The sequence below is a fragment of the Jidongwangia harbinensis genome, assembly GCF_020216025.1.
Lineage (GTDB): Bacteria > Actinomycetota > Actinomycetes > Mycobacteriales > Micromonosporaceae > Actinoplanes > Actinoplanes harbinensis.
On record NZ_JAIWNC010000046.1, the window covers coordinates 34,549 to 59,257 of the forward strand.

The window sequence follows — 24,709 nt, forward strand, 5'->3', positions numbered from 1 at the left end:
TCAGAACCGGCGCACGAAACGCCGCTGCCACGGGGTCTCCACCGCCCGCGGATGGTAGTGCGCCCGGACGAACGCGACCGCCTCCGCGGCCGGCACCCCGTCCAGCACGGCGAGACAGGCCAGGGCCGTACCGGTCCGGCCGACCCCGCCGCCGCAGGCGACCTCCACCCGGCCGGTCGCGGCCCGCTCCCGCGCCTCCGCCAGCACCACCCGCAGGTACGCCGGATCGGACGGCAACCGGAAGTCCGGCCAGCGCACGTGGCGGAACTCCCAGTCCGGCTCGGCCGGCGCCCGCCCGAGCAGGTAGAGGCCGAACGTGGGCGTGCGGCCGGGCGGCAGCGGACGACGCAGGCCCCGGCCCCGGACGAGAAGCCCCGACGGCAGCCGCAGCACGCCCGGATCGTCCGGCTCCCAGCCCGGCGCCGGGTCCGGGCCGGTCGGTTCCCGGTCGGCGGCTGGGTCCGGGCCGGTCGGTTCCCGGTCGGCGGCGGGGTTGATCGGCTTCCGGCTGTCTGCTTGGGCCCGGTCCTGCGGCCCCCGGTCGGCGGTCACGGCCGCACCGGCCCGGCCAGGGCGGCCAGCCACAGGGCCACCGCCTGGGCACCGGGATCGGGACGGCCCAGCACCCGGTCGCCCAGATAGCTGGAACGGCCCAGCCGGGCCCGGATGTCCGCGGTGGCCGCCGCCCCGGCCGCCGCCGCGTCCGCCGCCGCCGACAGGGCGTCCCGCCAGCCGGCCCCGTCCCGCAACGCCGCCTCGAAGGCGTCCGCCGCCGGTGCCAGCGCGTCCACCATGGTCCGGTCGCCCACCTCGGCGCCGCCCACCTCGCGGACCCCGTCCACGCCGGCCCGTAACGCGGCCGCCCACGACCGCGGCGTGGAGTCCGGCAACGCCGCCGCGGCGCGCAGCAGCAGGACCGCGTACAACGGGCCGGAGGTGCCGCCGACACTGCGCCGCACGGTCGCCGACGCGGCCCGGAGCACCGCCGCCGGCCCGGCCTCGCCGGGATAGTCCGGGCACTCGGCGAGCAACGCGGCCGCCCCGCGCGCCAGACTGATGCCCAGGTCGCCGTCGCCCACCTCGCGGTCCAGCTCGGTGAGTTCGTCGCGTACCGAGATCAGCGCCTCGGCCACCGCCTCCAGCCCGCGGCGTACCGGATCGTCGACCGGCAGCGTGCCGGACTCGCCCCGGTCCGCCGGCGGCGCGGGCACCGACGCGGGCTCGCCCGCGGAGACGGTGCCCGGCCACCCCGGCGCCGTGGTGGGTGCGTCCAGGGCGGCCACCGTCTCGTCGTCCACCGGCAGCACGCTCAGCGAACAACCGGCCATGTCCAGCGCGGTGAGGAAGTTGCCATCCCACACCCGGTCCACCACGATGCCGCGCTCCCGCAGCCGCGCCACGGCGGCTCCGGCCACGATGGACAACTCCATCGGCGGCGTCGCACCCAGACCGTTCACCAGCAGCGCCACCCGCTGCCCCGCGGCGATGCCACGGTCCTCGACGATCGCGGTGAGCAGGCGGTCCACCACGTCCCGGGCCGGTTGCAGCGTGGTCCGCTCGACGCCCGGCTCGCCGTGGATGCCCAGCCCCCACTCGATCTCGTCGGCCTCCAGCAGGAACCCCGGCTGCCCGGCCGCCGGCACCGTGCACGGCGTCAGCGCCAGGCCCATCGTGCCGACCGTGTCCGCCGCCCGCTGCGCCCGCCGGGCCACCTCGTCCAGCGGCAGGCCCGCCTCCGCGGCGGCGCCGGCCACCTTGTGCACCAGGACCGTCCCGGCCAGTCCGCGCCGCCCGGCACCGGCCCCGCCGGCCAGCGCCACGTCGTCGGCGACCACCACGGTGGCCACGTCGATGCCCTCGGACCGCGCCAGCTCCGCGGCGAGGCCGAAGTTGAGCCGGTCGCCGGTGTAGTTCTTGACGATCAGCAGCACCCCGCCGGGCGACGCCACCGCCCGGATCGCCTCCAGCACCGCGTCCACCGACGGCGACGTGAAGACCTCACCGGCGACTGCGGCGGTCAGCATGCCCCGTCCCACGTAGCCGGCGTGCGCCGGCTCGTGTCCCGCGCCGCCGCCGGAGAGCAGCGTGACCAGCCCGGCGGCGCGCACGTCCGCGACGTCGCGACGCAGGGCGGTGGTGGAGCCCTGCAGGCGGGCGATGCCCGGGTGGGTCAGTGTGAGTCCGTCCAAAGCCTCGCCGACCACGTCGCCGGCCGCGTTGATGAGTTTCTTCACGCCGCCCATCTTTCCTTGCCGGGCGCCGGCCCGCGCGCCCGTGCCGGGGAAGGGGATGTCGTGGACCTGGCCGGCGGCGCCCCCGCCGGCCGTGCCCGGGCCGGTGCCCGGCAGCGGGTGGTGCGCTCCGGATCGCCGGCCGCCGTTCTTGTCAAGGTGACCCGATCCGTCCCGTTCCCACCCGCAAGCCGTTCGCCAACGACGCTGGTGTGCCACTGGAGCGCTCCAGTGGTACACCAGCGCCACGCGACTCGGCGCGATCTGAGCGGCAGACGGCGTGCGGCGGGGACGGCCGGGGACGTCCGCTCGGCACGGGCCGGGTGAAATGTCGGCGGCGGGTGGGGGAGCCGGCCGCTAGAGTGGGCGGCATGTGCAGCGACGTGCGACGCCAGCGACGCCGGGTCCGTCCCGACCGTCCGCGCTGACGCACGTTCTCCGCCGGCGGGTCGCCTCACCCGCCGGCTGTGCACCCCCGGGCGCACGACGGTGCTGATCGACCCGCGACCGTCCGTACCGTCGATGGGGTCTCTGATGAACTTCGAAGCTCTGCTGTCCGACCGGCTCGCCACCGCTCTGCAGGCCGTCGCCGGCCGTCCGGTGGATGCCGCCGTCCGGCGTTCGCAGCATGCCGACTTCCAGTCCGGGGCGGCGTTGCCGCTGGCCCGGGTGCTGCGGCGGGCACCCCGGGACGTCGCGTCCGACGTGCTGGCCCGCGCCGACCTGGGCGGGATCGCGGTGGCCGAGGTGTCCGGGCCCGGGTTCGTCAATCTGAGCGTGGACGACGGGCTGGTGCACGCGGCGCTGGCGGAACTGGCCGCGGACGGCCGGCTCGGGGTGCCGCTGACCACCGAGCCGCGGACCGTGGTGGTCGACTACTCGGCGCCGAACGTGGCCAAGGAACTGCACGTGGGGCATCTGCGGTCGACCGTGATCGGGGACGCGGCGGCGCGGCTGCTGGAGTGGGCCGGTCACCGGGTGGTGCGGGCCAACCATCTCGGGGACTGGGGTACGCCGTTCGGGATGCTGCTGGAGCACCTGCTGGAGACCGGCGGCGGGGAGGGCGGCGATCTGACCGCGTTCTACCGGGCGGCGCGGGCGAGGTTCGACGCCGACCCGGAGTTCCGGGTGCGGGCCCGGTTGCGGGTGGTGGCGCTGCAGGGCGGCGACGCCACCACCACGGCGCTGTGGCGGCGGTTGGTGGCGCAGTCGGAGAGCTACTTCCTGGACGTGTACGACCGGCTGGGCGTGACGCTGACCGCCGGCGACTTCGTGGGGGAGAGCTTCTACCAGGACATGCTCGCCGACGTGGTGGCGGAACTCGAGGACAAGGGCCTGGTCCGGGTCAGCGACGGCGCGTTGTGCGCGTTCCCGGACGGGTTCACCGGCCGGGACGGCGGGCCGTTGCCGCTGATCGTGCGCAAGAGCGACGGCGGATTCGGGTACGCCGCCACCGACCTGGCGGCGCTGCGTCACCGGGTGCGGGAGCTGGGCGCGTCCCAGCTGCTCTACGTGGTGGGCACGCCGCAGCGGATGCACTTCCAGATGGTGTACGCGGTGGCCCGCGCCGCCGGCTGGCTGCCCGCCGGGGTGACCGCCACGCACATCGGGTTCGGTTCCATCCTCGGGCCGGACGGCCGGACGTTCGCGAGCCGGTCCGGTGACCCGGTGAAACTGGCCGACCTGCTGGACACCGCGGAGCAGCGGGCGTCCGCGCTGAGCGCCGATCCTCTGGTGGCCCGGGCGGTGGGCGTCGGCGCGCTGAAGTACGCCGACCTGTCCGGCGACCGGATGTCCGACTACCTGTTCGACTGGGACCGGATGCTGGCGCTCACCGGCAACACCGGGCCCTACCTGCAGTACGCGCACGCCCGGATCCGCTCGATCCTGCGGAAGTCCGGTGCCGCGCCGGGCCCGGTGTCGCTCACCGACCCGGCGGAGCGGGCGCTGGCACTGGAACTGCTCGCGTTCCCGGCGCTGGTGGAGCAGGTGGTGTCGTCGCTGGAACTGCACCGGCTGGCCGGGCAGCTGTACCGGGTGGCGACCACGTTCAGCGCGTTCTACGAGCGGTGCCCGGTGCGCACCGCCCCGCCGGCGGTGCGGGACAGCCGGCTCGGGCTGTGCGAGCTGACCGCCCGGGTGCTACGGCAGGGGCTGGGTCTGCTCGGCATCGACACTCCGGAGCGCATGTGACGTGCCGAAGCGGTCCAGCCGTCCGAAGCCGGGCCAGATCCGGTCGGTGAGTTCGCGGGACGCGTACACGTGCTGGGCGGCGCGGCGGCGCCGCTCGGCCAGCACCGCGGCCAGGAACAGCCACGGCGGCGTGCCCGGTGGCGGCGGCTGCGGGATGCGGGCGGCCATCTCCTCGGCCAGCGCGTACGCGAACCGGCGATGGTACGGCTGCCGGATCTGCTTGCTGCGGGCCAGGTAGTGCCGGGTGGCCAGGGCCAGGTCGTCGTCGATCCCGCTGAGGTCCAGGGTGGCCGCCCACCCGGCCAGCGCCGGAGGCATGGCCGGCATCCAGCCCCACTCCGCGGACGACCGCTCGTGCACCACGAACGTGCCGGCGGCCAGATCGCCGAGGCGCCGGCTGCGCGCCGAGAACAGCATGGTGAGCATGCTGACCACCCAGGTGATCAGCGGCATGATCAGGCCGGGCCACTCGACGGCCACGCCGACCAGGGTGCGGGTCAGCGCGTGCCGTACCCGGATCGGGCCGCCGTCCTCCCGGACCACCCGCAGGCCCAGCGCGCGCTTGCCCAGGCTGCGCCCGTTGGTCAGGGTCTCCATCAGCGTCGGGTACGCGATGAACACGCCGATCGTCAGCACCAGGAACGTGGTCTGCACGAACGCGTCGTCGACCAGGTCACCGAAGATCGGCGGGATCGCCAGCAGCGCCACCGCGACCAGGAACAGCACCAGCACCACCTGGACGCCGATGTCCAGCAGCAGGGCCAGCGCCCGGGAGCCGAGCCGGGCCACCCGGACGTCGACCTCCACCGCCTCGCCGTTGACCAGCCGGTCGCCGCCGGGGGCGGCGTCCGGCGGACGGGGCACGGCGGGCACGGTCACCCGCACAGTCAACACCATCCGCACCGCGGGCTACGCTGCGGCGGTGGACCTCGACGCGTATGTGGCCGAGCACCGCGGCGAGTGGAACCGCCTGGAGACGCTGACCCGCAAGCGCCGGCTGTCCCCGGACGAGGCGGACGAGCTGGTGCTGCTCTACCAGCGCGCCGCCACCCACCTGTCGCTGGTCCGCAGCCGCTCGCCGGACCCGGTGCTGATCGCCGGGCTGTCCCGGCTGGTGCTGGCCGCCCGCGCCGCGATCACCGGCGGGCGCCGCTTCTCCTGGCAGCCGGTGGCCCGGTTCTTCACCAGCGCGCTCCCCGGCGAGTTGTACCGGGCCCGGTGGTGGTGGATCGGCGTCGGCGTGCTCTGCGTGGTGCTCGGCGGCGCGCTGATGCGGTACGTCGCCGCGAACCCGGACGTGGCCGCGCTGTTCATGAGCGACGAGGACATCCAGCAGCTGGTCGCCAACGACTTCGTCGGCTACTACAGCGAGTTCCAGGCGCAGAACTTCGCCGCCCTGGTGTGGACGAACAACGCCCTGCTCACCGCGCAGTGCCTGGCGTCCGGCGTACTCATCATCCCGGTGTTGTACCTGCTCGGCGCGAACCTGCTCTCGATCGGCGTCACCGGCGGGGTGATGATCGGCGCGGACGCCGGCGACACCTTCTTCACCTACATCGCGCCGCACGGCCTGCTGGAACTGACCTGTGTGTTCGTCGGCGCCGGGGTGGGCCTGCGGATCGGCTGGGCGTGGATCGCGCCGGGCCCGCACCGCACCCGCGGGCAGGCGCTGGCCGAACGGGCCCGCAGCGGCATGCTGGTCGCCCTCGGCCTGGCGCTCACGCTCGGCGTGGCCGGCCTGCTGGAGGCGTACGTGACGCCGTCGTCGCTGCCGGCGGTGCTGCGGATCGCCATCGGCGCGCTGGTCTGGCTGCTGTTCCTGGGGTACGCGCTGGGGGTCGGCGGGGCGGCGCACCGGCGCCGGGCGTCGGCGGACCTCACCGAGCAGGACGGCGCCGCCGAAGTCCCGATGCGCTGACCGGTCTAGAGCCGGCCGGCCGCCTTCAGTTCCAGGTACACGTCGGCCACCCGGGACGCGAACGACTCCCGGGTCTGGTCCACCACGATCACGCCCTGCTGGCGCAGCACCGCCTGGACCCGGTCCCGTTCCGCCAGGGCCAGTTCGGCGGCCGCGGCCAGGTGTACGTCCTCGGCGGTGGCGCCCGCCTCCGGCAGCACCGCCAGCCGGGCCGTCTCCGGGTCCCGCACGCTGGCCACCACCACCCGGTGCCGGGTGGAGATCCGGGACAGCATCGGCAGCAGGCCCTCCACCAGCGGCGCCGCGTCCAGCGCGGTGAACACCACCACCAGGGCACGCTTGTGGTCGCGGCGCATCAGCTCGGCCACCGCCAGCCCGAAGTCCGTCTCCACCAGGGCCGGTTCCAGCGACGCCATCGCGTTGATCAGCCGGGACACCTTGGCCCGGTGGCCGCCGCCCTGCACCCGGGCCCGGACCGCGGTGTCCACCGCGAGCAGGTCCACCCGGTCGTCGGCGCGGGTGGCGAGCACGCTGAGCAGCAGGGCCGCGTCGATGGCGGCGTCCAGGCGGGGCTCGTCGCCGATCCGGGCCGCGGACGTGCGGCCGGTGTCGAGCAGGCACAGCACCCGCCGGTCGCGCTCCGGCCGCCAGGTGCGGACCACCACATCATGGGTACGGGCGCTGGCCCGCCAGTCGATCGAGCGCACGTCGTCGCCGATCACGTACTCGCGCAGCGCGTCGAACTCGGTGCCCTGGCCCCGCCCCCGGGTCACCACCGCACCGTCGAAGACCCGCAGCCGGGCCAGTTTCTCCGGCAGCAGCCGCCGGGACGGGAAGTCCGGCAGCACCCGCAGCGTCCAGGGCGGCGTGACGCCCGCGTTCCACGCCTGGCCGCGCTGCCGGTACGCGAGCCCCAGCGGCCCGTACGACCGCAGCGTCACCCGCACCGCGGGACGGTCGCCGTGCCGGGTCGGTACGAGCGTGGTGACCACCGGCTCCTCCGCGCCGCCGGGCAGCCGCAGCCGATGTTCCGCGTTGCCGGTGCCCGCCGACGGCACCCAGCTGTCGCGCAGCGAGAGCCACATCGGGCGCCCCGAGGTGTTGCCGACGGTCAGCGTGACGGTCGCGGTCCGGCCCAGCCACACCGTGGTGTCGCCGGCCCGGCGCAGCGTCACCGCGGTCAGCGGGGCCGCCGCGACCGCGTCGATCACCGCCACCGCCACCGCGATGATGACCACCGCCAGCGCCATCAGCCACGGCGACGGCAGCAGCGCGGGCAGCAGCCCACCGGCCGCCAGCAGCAGCGCGAAGCGCCAGGTCACCACGGCCGGCTCAGCGCGGGGCCGGTACGGCGGCGAGGACCGCGCGCAGCACCGAGTCGGTGGTCACGCCGTCCAGTTCGGCCTCGGCCCGCAGCCGCACCCGGTGCCGCAGGGTGGGCAGTGCGAACGCCTTCACGTCGTCCGGCACCACGTAGTCGCGGCCGCTGAGCCAGGCCCGGGCCTTCGCCACGGCCAGCAGCGCGGTGCTGCCCCGCGGGGAGGCGCCCAGTTCCAGCGCCGGCGACACCCGGGTGGCCCGGCACAGGTCGACGATGTACGCCAGCACCGGCTCGGTGACGCTGACCCGGCGTACCGCCTCGCGCCCGGCCGCCAGATCGGCGGCGGTCGCCACCGGGCTCACCCCGGCGGCCTTGAGGTCGCGCGGGTCGAAGCCGTGGTGGTGCGCCCGCAGCACGTTCAGCTCGTCCTCCCGCTCGGGCAGCGGCACGGACAGTTTCAGCAGGAAGCGGTCCAGCTGCGCCTCCGGCAGCGGGTAGGTGCCCTCGTACTCGATCGGGTTCTGGGTGGCCGCCACGATGAACGGTTCCGGCAGCCGCCGGGGCACCCCGTCCGTGCTGACCGTGCGTTCCTCCATCGCCTCCAGCAGCGCCGCCTGCGTCTTCGGCGGAGTCCGGTTGATCTCGTCGGCGAGCAGCAGGTTCGTGAAGATCGGCCCGGGGCGGAAGTTGAAGGCGGCGGTGCGCGCGTCGTAGATCAGCGAGCCGGTCACGTCGCCCGGCATCAGGTCCGGGGTGAACTGCACCCGCTTGGTCTCCAGGTCGAGTGCCGCCGCCAGCGACCGCACCAGCAGGGTCTTGGCGACCCCGGGCACGCCCTCCAGCAGGACGTGGCCGCTGCACAACAGCGCGATCACCACCCCGCTGATCACCGCGTCCTGTCCCACCACCGCCTTGGCCACCTCGACCCGGAGCCGGCCCAGCGCGTCCCGCGCCCCCGCGGCGTCCACAGAAGCCGTCGTCACGTCACAGTCCCCTCGATCATTGCTTGATGCCCGGTCACGGTTCGTACCAGGTTCTGCACGGCCGCGGCCTTCTCGGCCAGGTCCTCGTCGGTGTCCTCGACCCCGCCGCCGAGCAGTGCCCGGATCTCGTGTTCGGGCCACCCGGTCTCGGCCGCGACCCGGCCGGCCACCACGTCCAGCGTGCTGTCCGGCGGCAGCCCGAAGTGGTCGGCGAGCCGCCGGCAGGCCGCCGCCTGCACGGTCGCCAGTGAGGCGTCGCGCGCCCGGGACCGGCGGTACAGGCCGCCCAGCCCGCGTACCGTCTCGGCCGCCCGGACCCGGCTGGGCAGCGGCTCGGCCACCGGCGTGCCGAGCCGCCGGGCGGACGCGGCGGCCAGCGCCAGCGCGGCCAGCGCGAGCAGCAGCACGGTGGCCCAGAACGCCGGCGGGAACGCCTCGGCCAGCGGGTTCGGCTGCGTCTGCTCGGCCTGGCCGCCGTCCTGCGGCTCGCCGGGACCGGGCTGCGCCGGCTCCTCGAACTGCTCCTGCTCGGGGTACTCCTCCTCGCCGCCCGGGTCCGCCGGTTCCGGTTCCAGCGTGCGGATCGTCGGCTCCGGGGTCGGCGGCGGGGTCTCCTGCCGGTGCAGGTCCAGCCACACCAGCCGGGAACTGCGGGACAGCAGCCCGACCGCGAACTCGGCGTTGCCGTGCTCGTCCAGCCGGTCGTTGCGGAACGGGTCCGGCGCACCCACCAGCGTGACCGCGGCGTCGTCGGTGACCATCTCCACCACCCCGCCGCCGTAGCAGCGGAACACCTCGTCCGGCGCCTCGCCGTAGGACCAGCGCAGCACCGCGGCCGGCGCGGTGGCGAACGGCTGCGCGCAGCCCGGCTCCGGCGCCGCCGCGGTCCACCGCGGGCCGGTGAGCGGCACGAACAGCTGGGCGTCGGACAGCGCCTGGCGTTCCGGCGCCACCAGCACCACCCGGGCGCCGGACGACGTGATCTCCTGCAGGTACTCCGGGTGGACCAGTCCCGGCGCGGTCACCAGCAGCGTCGCGTCGCCGGTGTTCGCGGCGGCCAGCGCGTCCAGCGTGCTGGTGTGCCGGTCCACCGTGACTCCGGCCGCGGTGAGCCGGTCGGCCAGGGCGCGGGCGCCGTCGCCGGCGTCGCTGACCGGGGAGAGGAACGACGGTTCGGTCGGGTCCGGCTGCTGCACCGCGTGCGCGATCCAGGTGGTCAGCGCCAGCACCAGGACGACCGCGAACGGCAGCACCACCCGCAGCCGCCGGCTGCGCAGGGCGGTCACCGCGCACCCGCCCGGACCTGGGCGGTCAGCGCGCGCATGTGCTCGTCGTGATCGCGGTGCGCGGGCCGGTCGCCGTACCAGATCTCGGAGAACAGCTCGGTGGCCTCGCCCAGCGGGCCCGCGACTCCGGGCCGCTGGGTCGCGGCGACCGCCGCCAGTTCGGCCGCGGTCCAGCCCGGCTGCGGGGCCACCACCCGCGCGGCCACCAGGTCACCCACCGCGTCGCGCAGCCGCTGCCGGATCGCCTCGGCGTACCGGCCCTCGGCCGCGTACCGGTCGGCCAGCGACATGCCGTCCCGTACCACCACGGTGGTCTCGTCGGCGGGGCGCGCAGGCGTGCTCGTCGGCGGGGCGGTCTCCGCGGCCTGGACCGGCGCGGCCGGTTTCTTGCGGCGGCGCCGGCGCAGTCGCCAGCGCGGCAGCCGGCGCGGCACCCAGGCCGGGAACCAGTACCACAGCGCCGCGATCACTCCCGCCGCGAGCAGCGACAACAGCAGCAGCACGCCGGGCGGCACCACGTCGAAGACCGCGGCGGCCAGCTCGTCCCAGGCCCGGGTCACGGCGCGTGCACCAGCGTCGACTCGACGTCGGTGCCGCGGCTGCGGGCCCGGCTGACCGCGATGTCCAGACCTTCGGTACGCACCCGCACGTCCAGCAGCAGCACCGCGGACACGCAGGCCAGCGCGGCGTACGCCACGGTGTTGGCCAGTCCCCACGAGACCGGGTGCAGCCACGCCTCCCAGGCCGGCTGGGACCCGGTGACCGCCTCGGCAATCGCGGACCAGCCGGCGCCCAGCGCGAACCGGATCGCCAGCCAGGTCAGGTACGCGACCAGCAGCACCCAGAAGCCGCGCAGCCCGGACCGGGCGGCCAGCACCAGCGACCGGCCCACCGGATGCCGGGCCCGGTCGATGACCAGCGCCGGCGCGGTCATCGCGCACAGCCCGAACACCACCACCCAGGGCAGCAGCCCGAGGAACGCGCCCACCGCGGCCATCGCCCCGAGCAGCACCGCCGCCACGCCGGTGGCCACCGGCCGGGCCCGCCGCCACAGCTGCCGGTCCCGCACCGGCAGCCCGAGCAGCGCCGGCCCCGCGGCGGCCGCGGCGATTGCGCCGAGCAGCGTGAGGATCGTCATCTCGGTGCCGAAGCCCAGCGCGGTGACCGCCCACCAGGCGCCGACGTGCTCCTCGGCGGGCCCGTAGAACGGCGGCGACAGGTACGCGGCCTTCCGCATCGGCGCCAGCGCCAGCTGCTCGGCCCCGGCCAGCACGGCGGCGGCGCCGAACAACGGCAGCGCCCGGCGTCGCAGCAGCGCCATCGCCGCGTCCAGCAGCTCGCCGAGCGTCATCGGGCGCAGCGGCAACTCCGGCTGCGCAGACATGGCGCGAATCCTAGGTGATGAGGTCACCGGCTCAGCGGGCATCCGCCACCCTCGCCCGATGATGCATCGACGGTTATGGTGCGGAAGGCGCTCACGAGGCGTCCGTTCGACTTCCGAAAGGTTCCTCCATGACCTTCACCCCCGGCGTCTCCCGGCGTGCCGTGCTGGCCGCCTCGGCCGCCTCCGCGGCCGCCCCGCTCGCCGTCTCCGGCGGCGCCGCGGCCGCCCCGAAGACCACGACCTACCACCTCACCGTGCTGGGTACGTCGGACACTCACGGCAACGTCTACAACTGGGACTACTACAAGGACACCGAGTACGACGACAGCGCCCACAACGACGTCGGTGTGGCCAAGCTGGCCTCGCTGGTCAACCAGATCCGCGCCGAGCGGGACACCACCACGCTCGTGCTGGACGCCGGCGACACGATCCAGGGCACGCCGCTGGCCACCTATTACGCCAAGCAGGAGCCGATCACCACCACCGGCGCGAAGCACCCGATGGCGCGGGCCATGAACGTGCTGCACTACGACGCGGTGACGCTCGGCAACCACGAGTTCAACTACGGGCTGCCGCTGTTGAACCTGTGGATCCGCCAGCTCGGGTTCCCGGCGCTGGCCGCGAACGCGGTGGACGTGCGCACCGGCCGGCCGGCCTTCACGCCGTACGTGATCAAGCGGGTCTCGCTCGGCCGGCACGCGCCGACGCTGCGGGTCGGCATCCTGGGGCTGACCAACCCGGGCACGGCGATCTGGGACCGGGTGCACGTGGAGGGCAGGCTCCGCTTCGAGGACCTGGTGGCGACCGCTGCGAAGTGGGTGCCGATCATGCGGGCCCGCGGCGCCGACGTGGTGCTGATCTCGGCGCACGGCGGGGACAGCGGCACCTCCAGCTACGGTCCGGAGCTGCCGGTGGAGAACCCGAGCGCGTTGATCGCGGAGCGGGTGCCGGGCATCGACGCGATCCTGTTCGGCCACGCGCACGCCGACGTGCCGCAGCGGTTCGTCACCAACCTGGCCACCGGGGAGCAGGTGCTGCTGTCCGAGCCGTCCCGGTGGGGGCAGCGGCTGACCAGGATGGACTTCACGCTGACCCGGTCCCGGGGACGCTGGACGGTCACCGGGAAGAAGTCCACCACGCTGAACTCGAACACGGTCGGAGAGGACCCGGCGGTGCTCGCCGCGGTGCGCGCCCAGCACACCCGGACCGTCGCGTACGTCAACCAGGTGGTGGCCCGGTCGACCGTCGAGCTGTCCGCGGCCGAGTCGCGCTACCGGGACACGCCGATCCTGGACTTCATCAACCGGGTGCAGACCGACACGGTGACCGCCGCGCTGGCCGGCACCGAGCACGCCGGCCTGCCGGTGTTGTCCATCGCGGCGCCGTTCAGCCGCACCGCGGTGTTCCCGCAGGGCGACGTGAAGATCAAGGATGTGGCCGGGCTCTACATCTATGACAACACGCTGGAGGCGGTGATCCTCACCGGCGCCGAGGTCAAGGCGTACCTGGAGTACTCGGCGAAGTACTTCCGCACGCTGGCGCCGGGCGCGCCGGTGGTGCCCGCCGACCTCAACGACCCGGCGGTGCCGGATTACAACTACGACGTGTTCTCCGGCGTCGACTACGACATCGACATCAGCCGGCCGGTGGGGGAGCGGATCACCCTGCGCGGTGTCGACCCGGCCGCCCGGTTCGTGGTGGCGGTGAACAACTACCGGCGCTCCGGCGGCGGCAACTTCCCGGGCATCGTCACCGGGCAGGTCTACAACGCCCAGCAGGAGATCCGCCAGCTGCTGATCGACTGGGCACAGGCCCGCGGGGTGATCGACCCGGCGGACTTCTTCGTACCGAACTGGCGGCTGGTCCGGGCCGGCGAGCCGGTCTTCGGGGCCTGACCCCGGTACAGAGGCGTGGCGCACCCTCCCCGCCGGGGGTGCGCCACGGGTCCTCTACTTCCGCGCCGGCACGGCCGTCCACACGCCGTCGGCGTCCGCCGTGACGGTGAGCGACGCGGTACGCCCGTCGTTCAACGTCAGCACGCAGTCGTACCGGCGCAGACCGTCCGTCCCGCGGGCTCCGACCGGCGTGCAGGCGGCCCTGGTCGCGGTGACCCGCGCCGTCTCGGTCAGCTGACCGTCGCCGACCAGCTTGCTCTGCACCAGCTTGGTGGTGGCGTTCTCCTTGATGGTCAGGTAGGTGGGGACCGCGACGGCCACCGAGACGGCCAACCCGAGCACCCACACGGCGGTCACCACCGCCCAGGCCACCCAGTACGGTGCGACGCCGTTGCGTCCCCGCCGGGCCTGCTCGGCGCGCCGGGCCGCGGCGATCGCGCCCAGCGGGCCGAAGACCCACGTCCAGGCGACTACCGGCCACCAGGACGGCGGGTCGGGCCGGGCGGCGTTGTGCATCTCCTCCGGGAACGGCACCAGCAACTGCCCGTGCGGCGCGTACGGGGCCGGCGGGCCGTACGCCGGGGGCTGGTCCGGTGGGGGCGGCGTGGCCCAGGGCGGGTTGGTCGGGTAGGCCTGCGGCGGGACCGCGGGATCCGCGCCGTACGGGGTCTGGGTGGTCATGCGGGGTGGCCTTTCCGGTAGCAACCGTGGCGCAGCGCCGTGCCAGAGTGGTCGTCTCATCGACGCCCGGCGGCCCCACCTGAGTGTTCCCGGGCGGTCAGGTCCCCGGGCTGACCGCCACCTGCATCTCGGTCACCCACCGGCCGTGGTCGTCCGGCGGGCATTCCAGGTACACCTCGCGGGCGTAGCCGCAGCCCATGGTGCGATAGCCGTGGTCGTCGATCCAGCGGGCGATGATCTGTTCGGTGCGGAACGCCTCGGACATCGGGCCGTGGTGCAGCAGCGTGGCCGCGTACCGGACCGGCGGCAGGTCCACCACGGCGAACCCCGGGTCGGCCGGCACGTCACCGGTGAACGGGAAGGCGGCGTGCACGGTGATCGACTCGTCGCCGGGGCCGGTGGGCGCGGGCAGATAGTAGGCGATCGGTGCGCCGCTCATCCGTACCCCGGCGGCGGTCATCCGGTCCATCAGCACCGGATACAGCGGGCTCAGCGCGGACGTGATGTACGGGCCGTCGTATCCGGCGCACGGCGCGGACAGCTCGGCGACCCGCAGCGCCGGTACCGACGTGAGGACGACGTCGGCGGTGTCCATGTGGCCCTCGGTCTCGATCAGCCGGAGACGGGTGTCCACCCGGGCGAGGCGCGCCTGGTCCTCGGCCATCTGCTCGGCCAGCTGGGCACGGCGCAGCCGCAGCATGCCGCGCAGTTCGGCGGTACCGACCTTGTCGTCGATCATGGTCTGCACCTGCTCCAGCGTGAAGCCGAGGTCCTTGAGCGCGACCACCCGGTTGAGCAGGGTCAGCTGGGCCGCAGCGTAGTAGCGGTAGCCGCTGGACTTGTCGACCCGGGCGGGCCGGATCAGGCCGATCGCGTCGTAGTGGCGCAGCATCCGGACCGACACCCGGCCCAGGTGGGCGAAGTCTCCGATGGTGAACATGATCCCCCGATGCTGAGCCCTGACACGGTGTCCGGGTCAACCTCCGGCGGTGCCGCCGTCCGCGTTTCCGCCACCGCCGTCGTTTCCGCCGTCGCTGTCCGGGTTTCCCGGCGGTGTCGTGGTGGTCGTGGTCTGCGTCGGCGGGGTCGTCGTCGTGGTCTGCGTGGTCGGGGTCGTGGTCGGCGGGGTCGTCGTGGTGGGCGGGGTGGTCGGCGTGGTGGTCGGGGGCGGCGTGGTGGTGCGGGTCGGCCGGGGCGCCTCGCCGTTCGGCCGGGTGGTCCGCCGGGTCTCCTCGTCCGACGGAGGCGGCGCGGCCGGCACCTCCGGCTCGGCGCTCTCGGTCGGCTCGGCCGGCGTGGTGGCGGCCGGGGTGACCGGCGGGTTGTCGCCGTCGTTGTCGCCGAGGACCAGGGCGAACGCGAGGCCGGTCGCGGTCAGGATCAGGGCGATGACGGTCAGCAGCACGGCCAGCTGGGCACGGGACCGCCGGGCCGCCGACGGCCTCGGCGGCGGAGCGGAGTGCCGGGGTACGGGCGTCGTGGGCGCCGCCGCGGCAGCGACCGGCGCCGCGGTCAGCACGGTCCGGGTCAGGCCGGTCCCGGTGACCCCGGGGGTGACCGTGGTGGTGGCGTCCGTGGCGACCGCGGCCAGGGCGGCGTCGGCGAACTCGGCGGCGCTTTCGAACCGGTCCTCCGGATGCTTCGCCATCGCCCGGGTGATCAGTTCGCGGACCGCGAGCGGCACCTCGTCCGGCAGCGGCTCCGGGTCCTCGTCCAGGTGCCGCAGCGCCACCTGCAGCGCGTTGTCGCCGTCGAACGGCGGATGGCCGGCGATGCAGTGGTACGCCACCGCGCCCAGCGCGTAGATGTCCGTGGCCGGCGTGACGTTGCCCTTGGCGACCTGCTCGGGTGCCATGTAGAGCGCGGTGCCGACGATCGCGTTGAGGCCGGTCACGCTGGTCACCGCGGCGGACCGGGCGACCCCGAAGTCGACCAGGATCACCGCGCCGGTGGGCTTGACGATGAGGTTGCCGGGCTTGACGTCGCGGTGCACCGTGCCGTTCAGGTGCGCGGCATGCAGGGCGTCGCCGGCCTGGGCGACGATCGACATGGTCTCCTCGACGCTGAGCCGGCCGGCCTCCTTGAGCCGGGTGGACAGCGGTTCGCCCTCGACGTACGCCATCACCAGGTAGGCGCACTGCTCCTCGTCCGCGGAGTCGCCGGCGCTGGCGTAGTCGTAGACCTCGACCACGCCGGGATGCCGGAACGCGGCCATCATCCGGGCCTCGCCGTAGAACCGCGCGGCGAACTCCGGGTCGGTCATCATCGCCGAGCGCAGCACCTTGACCGCGACGATGCGGCCGAGCACCACGTCGGTGCCCTTCCACACGTCGCCCATACCGCCCGTGGCGATGCGCTCGTCCAACCGGTAACGGTTGTCCAGCAGGTGTCCGGCATCCAGCACCAGCGGACCTTATCTGATCGGGGCCGTCGTCATGCGCGACGGCAGACCTGAGTGACGCTCAACTGTACAAAGCGGAAGCCTTACCTGCGGTGCAGCGGGGGCACCCTGCGGCCGGCCGCCGAATCGCTGATCAACTGGGCCAGCCGGCGTTCCCGGGTGTCCGCCCGCTTCGCGCTGACCACCCAGTGCACGGCCGCCCGGCGGTAGGACGGCGCCTGGCTTCGGAACCACTCCCAGGCCGCCGCGTCCGCCTGCAGCCGCTGCTCCTGGTCCGGGCTGAGCACGGCGTCCGCGGGCTGCTCGTACGAGTACGTCGCCACCCGATCGGGGCGGCGCTGCTCGAACGCCCGGATCCCGGCCGGGTGCATCAGCCCCTGCTCGGTGAGCCGCGCCACGGTGGCCACGTTCACCGCGCTCCACACGCTGCCGGTGCGCCGCGGGGTGAAGCGGACCTGGTAGCGCTGGTCGTCGATGCGGCGGCCGACGCTGTCGATCCAGCCGAAGCACAACGCCTGCTCGATCGCCTCGGCATGGGTGACACCGGTCCGGCCGCTGCCCTTCTTCCAGTAGCCGACCAGCAGCTCCGGCTGGTCCTCGTGGTGCCGTTCGAACCAGGCACGCAACTCCGCCGAGGAGGCGAAGAACACAGGTTCCATCCGGACAGCGTAGGGCCGCCGGGCGGCAAAGGGCTCCGCCCGGCGGCCGGACCGGAGTCAGCTCTCCTGCGCGCTGGTGGCCGGGGTCACGATGACCGCGGTCTCCGCGAGTTCCAGTTCCTCCTGCTCGGCCTGCCGCTCGAGCGCGGCCCGGGCGGCCGAGGCGGCGGCCCAGCCGACCGCCACGCCGATCAGGCCGGCGCCCACGATCAGGCCCCACGGGAGGCCAGGCTTCTGGCCGGCCAGCGCGTTGGCGGCCGCGTTCGCCCGGGTCCACGCCTCGTCGGCCACCGAGTTCACCTTGGTGCCGGCCAGGTTCGCCAACTTGGCGCTCTGGCGGTTCGTCCGCTTCGCGAGCTTCGTGCTCTTTCGACCCGCGCGATTTGCCAGCTTCGTGCCTCTACGGCTGGCCTCGCCGGCCAGGCTGGCCGCGGTGGTGCTGGTCACGTCGACCGTGTGCCGGCCGGCCTCACGCGCGCTGTCGCCGGCCGAGGCCACGGCGGACGACAGGTAGTCCCACGCCTGGGCGGCCGTGCGCTCGGCTCTACTGGTACGGGAAAACATCCGTCCTACCTCCTGCTCGCCGGTACTGGTTCTACCCCTGCCCGGACCGGCGGAACGGCAAACGTGGCCCGGGGCGCGCCGATGTGTCGGCTGTGGACAGCATCACGTCGGTAAAAACGCTCGACATACCTGGGTAGGCTGGGGCCGGTTCAGATGACGTACACAGGCATCTGTCAGGTTCGGTGACTAGCGTTGAGGCAGTTTCACCGAACCCCGTGGGGGTAGTCAACGCCGCCCCCGACGAGTAGACGCCCGGGGCACGCCCCGGGTGGGTGGAGGTAAGAGGCGTGACGCTGTCGATAACGACATCGACGCTTGCTGACGGTGGTGTGGAGGTCGCACCCGCGGGCGAGATCGACGTCGAGAACGCGTACGAGATCCGGGACACCGTGGCCGCGCAGCTCGCGGCCGGCCGGCCCAGCCGCATCGAGCTCAACATGGAGCGCGTCAGTTTCATCGACTCCACCGGCATCACCGCCCTCGTCGGTGCCTTCCAGCTCGCCAGCATCAGCAGCGTGAAACTCGTGGTCACCCGTCCGAGCCGGTTCGCGCACCGCCAGCTCTGGATCACCGGCCTGCTCGGCCTGTTCGGCAATCCGGAACCCTGTCCCGACTGCGTCGACCCCACCGGGCAGCCCGCCGTGTCGGGCGCCTGACCGCCGGTGACCGTTACGTTAAGCCTTGATGATCCGGCTTGATGCCGTGCTGTCCGGTAGGGAATAGTGCGGCCCGTGGCGCGACTCCCGCTCGGCACCCCCATCCTGGGGCGGTACGTCCTGATGAGGGCGATCGGCCAGGGCGGTGTCTCGACCGTGTATTCGGCGGTCGACGCCCATCGCGGCCGCCGGCTCGCGGTGAAGGTGCTGGCCCCCACGATGGCCGACGACCCCGGCGCCCGCGACGACGTCCGGCGTGAGGCGCTGATCACCCACCGGTTGCGCCACCCCGGCGTGCCGCGGGTCTTCGAGTACGGCGACGCGCCGCTGCCGGACGGCACCGTGGTGCCGTACGTCGTGCTGGAACTGCTCTCCGGCGTCCCGCTCACCGAGAAGTTGGCCGGCGGGCCGCTGGACTGGCCGGAGGCGGTCCGCATCGCGGCCAGCGTGGCCGACGTGCTGGCCGTCGCCCACCGCCGCGGCGTGGTCCACCGCGACCTCACCGCCCGGAACGTGATGATCACCGCGAACGGTGTGAAGATCATCGACTTCGGGCTGGCCACCGCGGCGCTGCGGGACGTCAACGCCGTCACCGGCCCGTTGGTGATCCGGTCCCACCAGCCGCGCGGGGTGCTCCCGACGCACCCGAAGACCCAGTTCGCGCACCCCGCCGACGACGTCTACACGCTCGGCGTGCTGCTCTACGAGATGCTGGTCGGGCACTCACCGTACCCCCGGGCGGTGGCCGCCACCATCCTCGCCTCGGGCCGCGCCGGCCACCTCGCGCCCACCCCCGTGCTCGCGGTCCCGGGCCTGGCCGGCGAGGTGCGCGACCTGGTCCGCGCCTGCATGGCGAAGAACCCGGCGGACCGCCCGGCCAGCGCGGACGTCGCGCTCGCGCTGTGGTCGGTGCTGCACCACACCGGGGTACGCCTGCTGGAACCCTCCTACAACTGATCCGCCCACGGCGGCGGACCGGTGAAGGCCAGCTGGTAGACCTCGAAGAGCACCGCCTCGGCGACGCCCAGCGCCGGGCCGCCCATCCGCGCCATCCAGGTCAGCATCGGACCCGGCTCCGGGCCGCCCGCGCCCAGGCCCTTGGTGTACTCGGCGTGCGCCTCCAGCGAGGCGATCCCGCGCCGCAGCGGCTCCCCGGTCACGTCCACCGCGTGGGTCGGCCGCTCCGCGCCGGCGAACGCCACCAGCCGTACCCCGCCCCACGGCTCCAGACCCTCGTCCAGCAGCTCCGGGAAGATCCACCGGTTGCCGGCGTCCCGGGCCGCGTCCAGCGTCGCCAGCCCGACCACCCGGTGGTCCGCCTGATTCGGCATGCCGCCCATCATCCGGACCGTGAACGCCCCGGAGACGATCACCTCGGGGCGGTGCCGGCGGATCGCCCGGGCGATGTCCCGGCGCAGGTCCAGGCCGTACTCCACCACGCCGTCCCGGTGGTCCAGGAACTCCACCACGTCGACGCCCACCTCCCGGGCGCCCGCGCGTTCCTCCTGCTCCCGCAGCGGCGCCGCCTGCGCCGGGTGGATGCCGTCGATGCCCGCCTCGCCGCGGGTCGCGAGCAGGTACGTCACCTGCTTGCCCTGGGTGGTCCAGCGGGCGACCGCGGACGCCGTGCCGTACTCGATGTCGTCGGGATGCGCCGCCACCGCGAGGCACCGTTCCCAGTCCTCAGGCAGCGCGGGCAGCAACTCAGTCATGCCGCTACTGTGCACCCCGATGGACCTCTCCCGCCTCCACTTCCAGGCCCGTGTCGCGATGCAGACTCAGCACCGGGTACCGCTCACCGTCGCCCGCCTCGCGGAGGTGCGGCGCAGCATGGTCGACGCCGTGCCGGCCGAGGTCGGAACGGGGCCGCAGCTGCACAGCGTCGCCGACGTGGACGCGGACGGCGTACCCGCCCGGTGGTACCGCACCGGCGCGGCCGACGCGCCCGCGCTGCTCTACGCGCACGGCGGCGGCTGGGTGCTGGGCGACCTGGACACCCACGACGGGCTGTGCCGGCACCTGGCCGCGGCGAGCGGCTGGTCGGTGCTCGCGGTCGACTACCGGCGCGCCCCGGAACACCCGTACCCGGCGCCGGTCGACGACGTGGAACGGGCGCTGGGCTGGCTGCGGCGCGCGGCCCCCCGGGTGGCGGTGGGCGGTGACTCCGCGGGCGCGCATCTCGCCGCGGTGGTGGCGCGCCGGGCCCGGGACGCCGGCCTCCCGGTCGCCGCGCAGGTGCTGATCTGCCCGGCGCTCGACCCCGCCATGGCCTACCCCGACCTGGACGACTACGGGCTGCACACCGACGAGATGCGGTTCTTCTGGGACGCGTTCGCGCCGCCCGGGGTGGACCGGGCGGACCCCGACCTGAACCCGCTGGCCGCCGACCCGGCCGGGCTGCCGCCGGCCGTGGTGGTCACCGCCGAGCTGGACATTCTGCGCGACGAGGGGGAGCGGTACGCGGCCCGGCTGCAGGCCGCCGGGGTACCCGTCGTGTGCGCCCGCTACCAGGGCGTCAACCACAACTTCGTCCGCAAGCTCGCGCTGTTCGACGCCGCGCACGCCGCGGTCGGCCAGATCGCCGGTGCGCTGCGCCGGCTGTCGGTGTGACCGGTCAGAGCGCCGGGGACTGCACCCGGATCGACTCCAGGTTCAGGCGTACGTCGGTGGCCTCGCCGGGCGCCCGGATCGGCGTCACCACCGCGTAGTTGTCGGCCAGCGCGGCCAGGTCGGTGTCCGGCTCGAGGGCCTCCTCGGCGGCCTGCACCGCGGTCCGGACGAAGCCTTCGCCCGCCTCCGCGATGCTCACCTGGACCTGGCCGAACCGGGCCAGCCGGGCCCGGCGCAGCCCGCGGATCCCGTCGCAGTGCAGGTCCGGGACGTTCAGATTGAGCACGGTGCCGGGCGGCGTGTGGGTCAGCGTGGGCAGCAGCTGCACGGCCAGGTTCGCCGCGCTGTCCCAGTGCCGCTGCTCGTCGTCCACCTTGTCGAGGTCGGCGATCGCCGCGCCGCCGCTGGACGAACTGGCCGCGGCCGGGGTGAGCACGTCCAGCGAGACGGCCAGCCCGCGCAGGCCGGCGTGCGAGGCGGTCAGGGTGGCGCCGACGGTACCGGAGTGGATCACCGCGGCCCCCGCGTTGGCGCCCCGGTTGATGCCGGACAGCACCACGGTCGGCACCGCGCCGAACGCCTCCCGCAGCGCCAGCAGCACGATGAACGCCGGGGAGGCCGCGACCGCGTACGCCGGGATGTTGCGCGCCCCGGTCAGTTCCCGCGGCTCCACCACGATCTTGCCGTCCTTCTCCACCGCGGTCATCGCGGCGCTGCTCCCGCTGGCCTCGGTGAGCGGCGCGGCGACCACGACGTCGTATCCGGCGCGCTGCGCGGCCCGGGCCAGCCACCGGATGCCCGGCGCCTCGATCCCGTCGTCGTTGGTGATCAGGATGCGTTCGCTCATCTAGTCCGCCTTGATCGGGGTCAGGTCGACCCGCTCGGTGAGTACCCGGACCGCGTCGGCGTGGCCGGTGCCGAGGCCGTGCCGGGTGACGTTGAGTGCGCCGGCGGCCGCGCCGGTGCGGACCGCCTGGGCCAGGTCGCCGCCGCGGGCCAGGGTGGCCGCGACGCCGGCGGTCATCGAGTCGCCGGCGCCACGTGTCTCGGCGGGTGCCAGTGTCGGCATGCCGACCTCGTACACCCGGTCGTCGATCAGCGCGTACGCCCCCGCGTCGCTGCGCGAGACCAGTGCCGTCCCGGCGCCGTCGGTGTGCAGCCGGTGGAGCGCCTTGATCAGCTCGCCGGGGGAGTCGTCGGCGGCCCGGCCGTCCGCGATGAGTTCCTCGTGGCTCACCTTCACCACGTGCAGCCCGGCCTCCAGCACCGCGGCCAGGTGGTCGCCGGACAGGTCGGCGATCACCCGGCAGCCGTTCGCGCCGAGGTCGCCGGCGAGCCGCCGGTACACGTCCGGACCGATCACCGAGGGGTGCGCCGGCCCGCTCAGCACCGCCACGCCGGCCCGCAGGCCCTCCGCCAGGGCCAGGCTGTACAGCTCGTCCAGGACGTGCCGGGACAGCGGGACGCCGGGCTGCTCGGCGATCTCCTCGCGGCTGCCGCTGCGCCGGTCGTGCACGTACCACCCACTGCCGGAACCGCGGTGCACGGTCCGCACCGTGACGCCCTCGAACGCGAGCAGCGGCTCCAGCACCGCGCCGACCTCGCCGCCGACCGCGGCCACCAGAGTGACCTCGGCGCCCAGCGAGGTGATCATGCGGGTCTGCCAGATGCCCTGCCCGCCGGGGTGGACGTGCAGCTCCGGCTGGTCGTGCTGCTGCTCGATGGTCACCGTCAGCTGGGGGGCCGGAGCGAACACCATGACCGCACTCATGTCCCAATTTTCACTGATGTTCTGCGATGCCGCGCGCCGTTCGGCGAACTGTCCTCCCGGCTCACCAGCCGACCGGTGTGCACCGCCCGGCGCCGACCGGCTCCACCTGGAGCGTGGCGTGGTCGATCGAGAAGTCCTCGTGGAGTGCGTCGCGGGCACTGGCGAGCACCGCGCCGAGTTCGGCGTCCGGGTCCAGGCTGAGGTGGGCCGAGGCCACGTCCATGCCCGAGGTGAGCGTCCAGACGTGCAGGTCGTGCACGTCGCAGACGCCGGGGACCGCGGCGAGGCGGTCGCGCACCGTGCCCACGTCCAGGTGGCGGGGTGCGGCCTGGACCAGGATGCGGACGGCGGACCGGCCGAGCGCGAACGTCCGGGGCAGGATCATCAGCGCCACGAGCACCGCGACGATCGGGTCCGCGTACGACCAGCCGGTCACCGCGATGATCGCCGCGGCCACGATGACGCCGACCGAGCCCAGCAGGTCGCCCAGGACCTCCAGGTAGGCGCCGCGCACGTTGATGCTCTCCCGGGCACCGTCCCGGAGCAGCGCGAACGCCACCAGGTTGACCAGCAGGCCGCCGGTCGCGACCAGCAGCATCCAGCCGGCCGGCACGTCCGGCGGGTCGGTGAACCGGCGGGCCGCCTCGATCAGCACGTAGACCGCCACGCCGGTGAGCAGCAGCGCGTTCGCCAGCGCGGCGAGCACCTCGAGCCGGTAGAGGCCGAAGGTGCGCTGCGAATCGGTGCCCGCCCGGCCGGCCGCGGTGATGGCGGCGAGCGCCATCGCGATGCCGAGCACGTCGGTGAACATGTGGCCGGCGTCGGAGAGCAACGCCAGCGATCCGGTGACCAGCGCGGCCACCGCCTCGACGATCATGAACGCGGCGAGCAGTCCCGCCGCCCACCACAGGCGGATCCGGTGCTGCCCGCCGGCGTGCGCCGCGGAGGCGCCGTGGTCGTGCCCGGCTCCCATGCCTCAACCCTCCGTCGCGGCGTTTGACCCCGGCCAATATATGTTCACATCGCTATGTGTGCAAGTTGAACTGGATTGTCATTCCCGGGGTATGCACTGAGGAACGAAGGCCGTTCCCACCTGGAGGAAACCACCTCATGTCCAGACGTACCGTCGCGATCGTGGTGTCGACCGCCCTGGCAGTCACGCTCGTCGCCCCGCCGGCCGCCGGCGCCGGGTCCCACCGTCCCGCCGCGCCCACCACGCTCGACCTGCCCGCCGGCTTCCAGCCCGAGGGCATCGCGATCGGCAAGCAGCCGTACGCCTACTTCGGCTCCCGCGTCGACGGCGACATCTACCGCGTCAACCTGCGCACCGGACGCGGCCGGGTGATCAGCGAGGGCCCCGGCACCCAGTCCCTCGGCATGAAGGTCGACGGCCGGGGCCGCCTCTTCGTGGCCGGCGGCTCCGGCGGCGACGCCCGGGTGATCGACACGCGCACCGGGGCCGTGCTGGCCTCCTACCGGCTGCAGACCGTCCCCGCGTTCATCAACGACGTCACGCTCACCGGCGGCGCCGCCTGGTACACCGACTCCACCAACCCGACCCTGTTCAAGCTGCCGCTCGGCCGGCACGGCGCGCTGCCGTCCGCGGCCACCGCGGTCCCGCTCACCGGCGCCATCGCCTACGCCACACCCGGCCCCAACGCCAACGGCATCAGCCCCACGCCGGACGGACGCGCGCTGATCATCGTGCAGGCCAACACCGGCAAGCTCTTCCACACCACGTACGCCGGCGTCACCACCGAGATCGACCTGGGTGGCGAGACCGTCGGCAACGGCGACGGCCTCTGGCTGCGCGGACGCACCCTGTACGTGGTCCAGAACCGCCTCAACCAGATCGCGAAGATCAAGCTCAACCGCGCCGGCACGCGGGGCGAGGTGGTCTCCCGCACCGGCGACCCGCGCTTCGACGTACCCACCACCATCGCCGAGTACGGCGGCCGCTTCTACCTGCCGAACGCCCGGTTCACCACGCCCGCCGAGCCGACCACCCCGTACACCGCGGTGGCCGTCCCGATCCCGTAGCGATCACCGGGGTGCCGCCGTCCCGACCGGGCCGCCGGCACGCTCCCACCGCCCCGACAACGCGTGGTGTTGTGGCGCGCTCCGAGCCGGAGTGGCACACGGGTGCGCCGTCGCAG

24 protein-coding genes are annotated in these 24,709 nt (G+C 74.1%); 7 read left to right on the forward strand and 17 right to left on the reverse strand.

Annotated features, from left to right (window positions below; genetic code table 11):
• Positions 1–552 carry a protein-tyrosine phosphatase family protein gene (locus LDL48_RS37255; RefSeq protein WP_443667689.1) on the reverse strand — a complete coding sequence of 184 codons (552 nt, stop codon included), beginning with the start codon at positions 550–552 and terminating at the stop codon, positions 1–3.
• Positions 549–2,234, reverse strand: a complete 1,686-nt coding sequence (gene dhaL, locus LDL48_RS37260) for a dihydroxyacetone kinase subunit DhaL (protein WP_225259870.1) — start codon at positions 2,232–2,234, stop codon at positions 549–551. The genes LDL48_RS37255 and dhaL overlap by 4 nt, the downstream gene beginning before the upstream one ends.
• 531 nt (positions 2,235–2,765) lie before the next feature.
• Here dhaL and argS point away from each other — a divergent pair.
• Complete coding sequence (argS, locus tag LDL48_RS37265) at positions 2,766–4,424, forward strand: arginine--tRNA ligase (RefSeq protein WP_225259871.1); 1,659 nt, start codon at positions 2,766–2,768, stop codon at positions 4,422–4,424.
• On the opposite strand, the gene LDL48_RS37270 is transcribed toward argS, so the two are convergent.
• A complete protein-coding gene (locus LDL48_RS37270) occupies positions 4,374–5,303 on the reverse strand; it encodes an RDD family protein (RefSeq protein ID WP_225259872.1) in 930 nt (309 codons plus the stop codon). The two genes, argS and LDL48_RS37270, sit on opposite strands and share 51 nt — an antisense overlap.
• Before the next feature lie 43 nt (positions 5,304–5,346).
• On the opposite strand from LDL48_RS37270, the gene LDL48_RS37275 reads away from it, so the two are divergent.
• On the forward strand, positions 5,347–6,342 hold the full coding sequence (locus LDL48_RS37275) for a stage II sporulation protein M (protein ID WP_225259873.1): 996 nt from the start codon (positions 5,347–5,349) through the stop codon (positions 6,340–6,342).
• 5 nt (positions 6,343–6,347) lie between these two features.
• Here the strand turns inward: LDL48_RS37275 and LDL48_RS37280 are convergent, their stop codons facing one another.
• The 5 genes from LDL48_RS37280 to LDL48_RS37300 are packed head-to-tail and all read right to left on the reverse strand — an operon-like array spanning position 6,348 to position 11,316.
• Complete coding sequence (locus tag LDL48_RS37280; protein WP_225259874.1) at positions 6,348–7,667, reverse strand: DUF58 domain-containing protein; 1,320 nt, start codon at positions 7,665–7,667, stop codon at positions 6,348–6,350.
• A 7-nt stretch (positions 7,668–7,674) separates the two neighbouring features.
• Positions 7,675–8,646: an AAA family ATPase gene (locus tag LDL48_RS37285; RefSeq protein WP_225259875.1), complete on the reverse strand. Its 972-nt coding sequence runs from the start codon at positions 8,644–8,646 to the stop codon at positions 7,675–7,677.
• On the reverse strand, positions 8,643–9,932 hold the full coding sequence (locus LDL48_RS37290) for a DUF4350 domain-containing protein (RefSeq protein ID WP_225259876.1): 1,290 nt from the start codon (positions 9,930–9,932) through the stop codon (positions 8,643–8,645). The genes LDL48_RS37285 and LDL48_RS37290 overlap by 4 nt, the downstream gene beginning before the upstream one ends.
• Positions 9,929–10,492, reverse strand: coding sequence for a DUF4129 domain-containing protein (locus tag LDL48_RS37295; RefSeq protein WP_225259877.1), 564 nt, complete (start codon positions 10,490–10,492; stop codon positions 9,929–9,931). The genes LDL48_RS37290 and LDL48_RS37295 overlap by 4 nt, the downstream gene beginning before the upstream one ends.
• Positions 10,489–11,316, reverse strand: a complete 828-nt coding sequence (locus LDL48_RS37300) for a hypothetical protein (RefSeq protein ID WP_225259878.1) — start codon at positions 11,314–11,316, stop codon at positions 10,489–10,491. The genes LDL48_RS37295 and LDL48_RS37300 overlap by 4 nt, the downstream gene beginning before the upstream one ends.
• A gap of 128 nt (positions 11,317–11,444) precedes the next feature.
• Between LDL48_RS37300 and LDL48_RS37305 the strand changes: the two genes are divergently transcribed.
• Positions 11,445–13,211: a bifunctional metallophosphatase/5'-nucleotidase gene (locus LDL48_RS37305; protein ID WP_225259879.1), complete on the forward strand. Its 1,767-nt coding sequence runs from the start codon at positions 11,445–11,447 to the stop codon at positions 13,209–13,211.
• A gap of 54 nt (positions 13,212–13,265) precedes the next feature.
• On the opposite strand, the gene LDL48_RS37310 is transcribed toward LDL48_RS37305, so the two are convergent.
• The 5 genes from LDL48_RS37310 to LDL48_RS37330 all read right to left on the reverse strand — a co-directional run bounded on the left by LDL48_RS37310 (position 13,266) and on the right by LDL48_RS37330 (position 17,516).
• Positions 13,266–13,892, reverse strand: coding sequence for a hypothetical protein (locus LDL48_RS37310; RefSeq protein WP_225259880.1), 627 nt, complete (start codon positions 13,890–13,892; stop codon positions 13,266–13,268).
• 97 nt (positions 13,893–13,989) lie between these two features.
• A complete protein-coding gene (locus tag LDL48_RS37315; protein WP_225259881.1) occupies positions 13,990–14,832 on the reverse strand; it encodes a MerR family transcriptional regulator in 843 nt (280 codons plus the stop codon).
• Between the two features lie 36 nt (positions 14,833–14,868).
• Positions 14,869–16,296, reverse strand: coding sequence for a serine/threonine-protein kinase (locus tag LDL48_RS37320; RefSeq protein WP_225259882.1), 1,428 nt, complete (start codon positions 16,294–16,296; stop codon positions 14,869–14,871).
• Between the two features lie 80 nt (positions 16,297–16,376).
• Entirely contained in the window at positions 16,377–16,952 is a 576-nt protein-coding gene (locus LDL48_RS37325; protein WP_225259883.1) for a YdeI/OmpD-associated family protein, read from the reverse strand.
• Positions 16,953–17,009: 57 nt separating this feature from the next.
• Positions 17,010–17,516: a hypothetical protein gene (locus LDL48_RS37330; RefSeq protein WP_225259884.1), complete on the reverse strand. Its 507-nt coding sequence runs from the start codon at positions 17,514–17,516 to the stop codon at positions 17,010–17,012.
• A gap of 287 nt (positions 17,517–17,803) precedes the next feature.
• On the opposite strand from LDL48_RS37330, the gene LDL48_RS37335 reads away from it, so the two are divergent.
• Positions 17,804–18,172 (forward strand): STAS domain-containing protein, encoded by a 369-nt coding sequence (locus LDL48_RS37335; protein ID WP_225259885.1) that lies wholly within the window; start codon positions 17,804–17,806, stop codon positions 18,170–18,172.
• Between the two features lie 75 nt (positions 18,173–18,247).
• Positions 18,248–19,129: a serine/threonine-protein kinase gene (locus LDL48_RS37340; protein ID WP_225259886.1), complete on the forward strand. Its 882-nt coding sequence runs from the start codon at positions 18,248–18,250 to the stop codon at positions 19,127–19,129.
• On the opposite strand, the gene LDL48_RS37345 is transcribed toward LDL48_RS37340, so the two are convergent.
• Positions 19,120–19,884, reverse strand: a complete 765-nt coding sequence (locus LDL48_RS37345; RefSeq protein WP_225259887.1) for a PIG-L deacetylase family protein — start codon at positions 19,882–19,884, stop codon at positions 19,120–19,122. The genes LDL48_RS37340 and LDL48_RS37345 overlap by 10 nt on opposite strands.
• 19 nt (positions 19,885–19,903) lie before the next feature.
• Between LDL48_RS37345 and LDL48_RS37350 the strand changes: the two genes are divergently transcribed.
• A complete protein-coding gene (locus LDL48_RS37350; protein ID WP_225259888.1) occupies positions 19,904–20,782 on the forward strand; it encodes an alpha/beta hydrolase in 879 nt (292 codons plus the stop codon).
• Positions 20,783–20,786: 4 nt separating this feature from the next.
• On the opposite strand, the gene surE is transcribed toward LDL48_RS37350, so the two are convergent.
• The 3 genes from surE to LDL48_RS37365 form a co-directional block, all read right to left on the reverse strand.
• Positions 20,787–21,629: a 5'/3'-nucleotidase SurE gene (gene surE / locus LDL48_RS37355; RefSeq protein WP_225259889.1), complete on the reverse strand. Its 843-nt coding sequence runs from the start codon at positions 21,627–21,629 to the stop codon at positions 20,787–20,789.
• Positions 21,630–22,553, reverse strand: a complete 924-nt coding sequence (locus LDL48_RS37360) for a 1-phosphofructokinase family hexose kinase (RefSeq protein ID WP_225259890.1) — start codon at positions 22,551–22,553, stop codon at positions 21,630–21,632.
• 61 nt (positions 22,554–22,614) lie between these two features.
• Positions 22,615–23,526 (reverse strand): cation diffusion facilitator family transporter, encoded by a 912-nt coding sequence (locus tag LDL48_RS37365; protein ID WP_225259891.1) that lies wholly within the window; start codon positions 23,524–23,526, stop codon positions 22,615–22,617.
• Positions 23,527–23,663: 137 nt separating this feature from the next.
• Between LDL48_RS37365 and LDL48_RS37370 the strand changes: the two genes are divergently transcribed.
• Entirely contained in the window at positions 23,664–24,593 is a 930-nt protein-coding gene (locus LDL48_RS37370) for an NHL repeat-containing protein (protein ID WP_225259892.1), read from the forward strand.
• The last annotated feature ends 116 nt before the right edge of the window (positions 24,594–24,709 follow it).

Bases quoted from the DNA above. Each gene is read 5' to 3' on its own strand.
- argS (WP_225259871.1), top strand. From the start codon at position 2,766: ATGAACTTCGAAGCTCTGCTGTCCGACCGGCTCGCCACCGCTCTGCAG.
- LDL48_RS37300 (WP_225259878.1), bottom strand. From the start codon at position 11,316: ATGTCTGCGCAGCCGGAGTTGCCGCTGCGCCCGATGACGCTCGGCGAG.
- LDL48_RS37305 (WP_225259879.1), top strand. From the start codon at position 11,445: ATGACCTTCACCCCCGGCGTCTCCCGGCGTGCCGTGCTGGCCGCCTCG.
- LDL48_RS37310 (WP_225259880.1), bottom strand. From the start codon at position 13,892: ATGACCACCCAGACCCCGTACGGCGCGGATCCCGCGGTCCCGCCGCAG.
- LDL48_RS37315 (WP_225259881.1), bottom strand. From the start codon at position 14,832: ATGTTCACCATCGGAGACTTCGCCCACCTGGGCCGGGTGTCGGTCCGG.
- LDL48_RS37325 (WP_225259883.1), bottom strand. From the start codon at position 16,952: ATGGAACCTGTGTTCTTCGCCTCCTCGGCGGAGTTGCGTGCCTGGTTC.
- LDL48_RS37330 (WP_225259884.1), bottom strand. From the start codon at position 17,516: ATGTTTTCCCGTACCAGTAGAGCCGAGCGCACGGCCGCCCAGGCGTGG.
- LDL48_RS37345 (WP_225259887.1), bottom strand. From the start codon at position 19,884: ATGACTGAGTTGCTGCCCGCGCTGCCTGAGGACTGGGAACGGTGCCTC.
- LDL48_RS37350 (WP_225259888.1), top strand. From the start codon at position 19,904: ATGGACCTCTCCCGCCTCCACTTCCAGGCCCGTGTCGCGATGCAGACT.
- surE (WP_225259889.1), bottom strand. From the start codon at position 21,629: ATGAGCGAACGCATCCTGATCACCAACGACGACGGGATCGAGGCGCCG.
- LDL48_RS37360 (WP_225259890.1), bottom strand. From the start codon at position 22,553: ATGAGTGCGGTCATGGTGTTCGCTCCGGCCCCCCAGCTGACGGTGACC.
- LDL48_RS37365 (WP_225259891.1), bottom strand. From the start codon at position 23,526: ATGGGAGCCGGGCACGACCACGGCGCCTCCGCGGCGCACGCCGGCGGG.
- LDL48_RS37370 (WP_225259892.1), top strand. From the start codon at position 23,664: ATGTCCAGACGTACCGTCGCGATCGTGGTGTCGACCGCCCTGGCAGTC.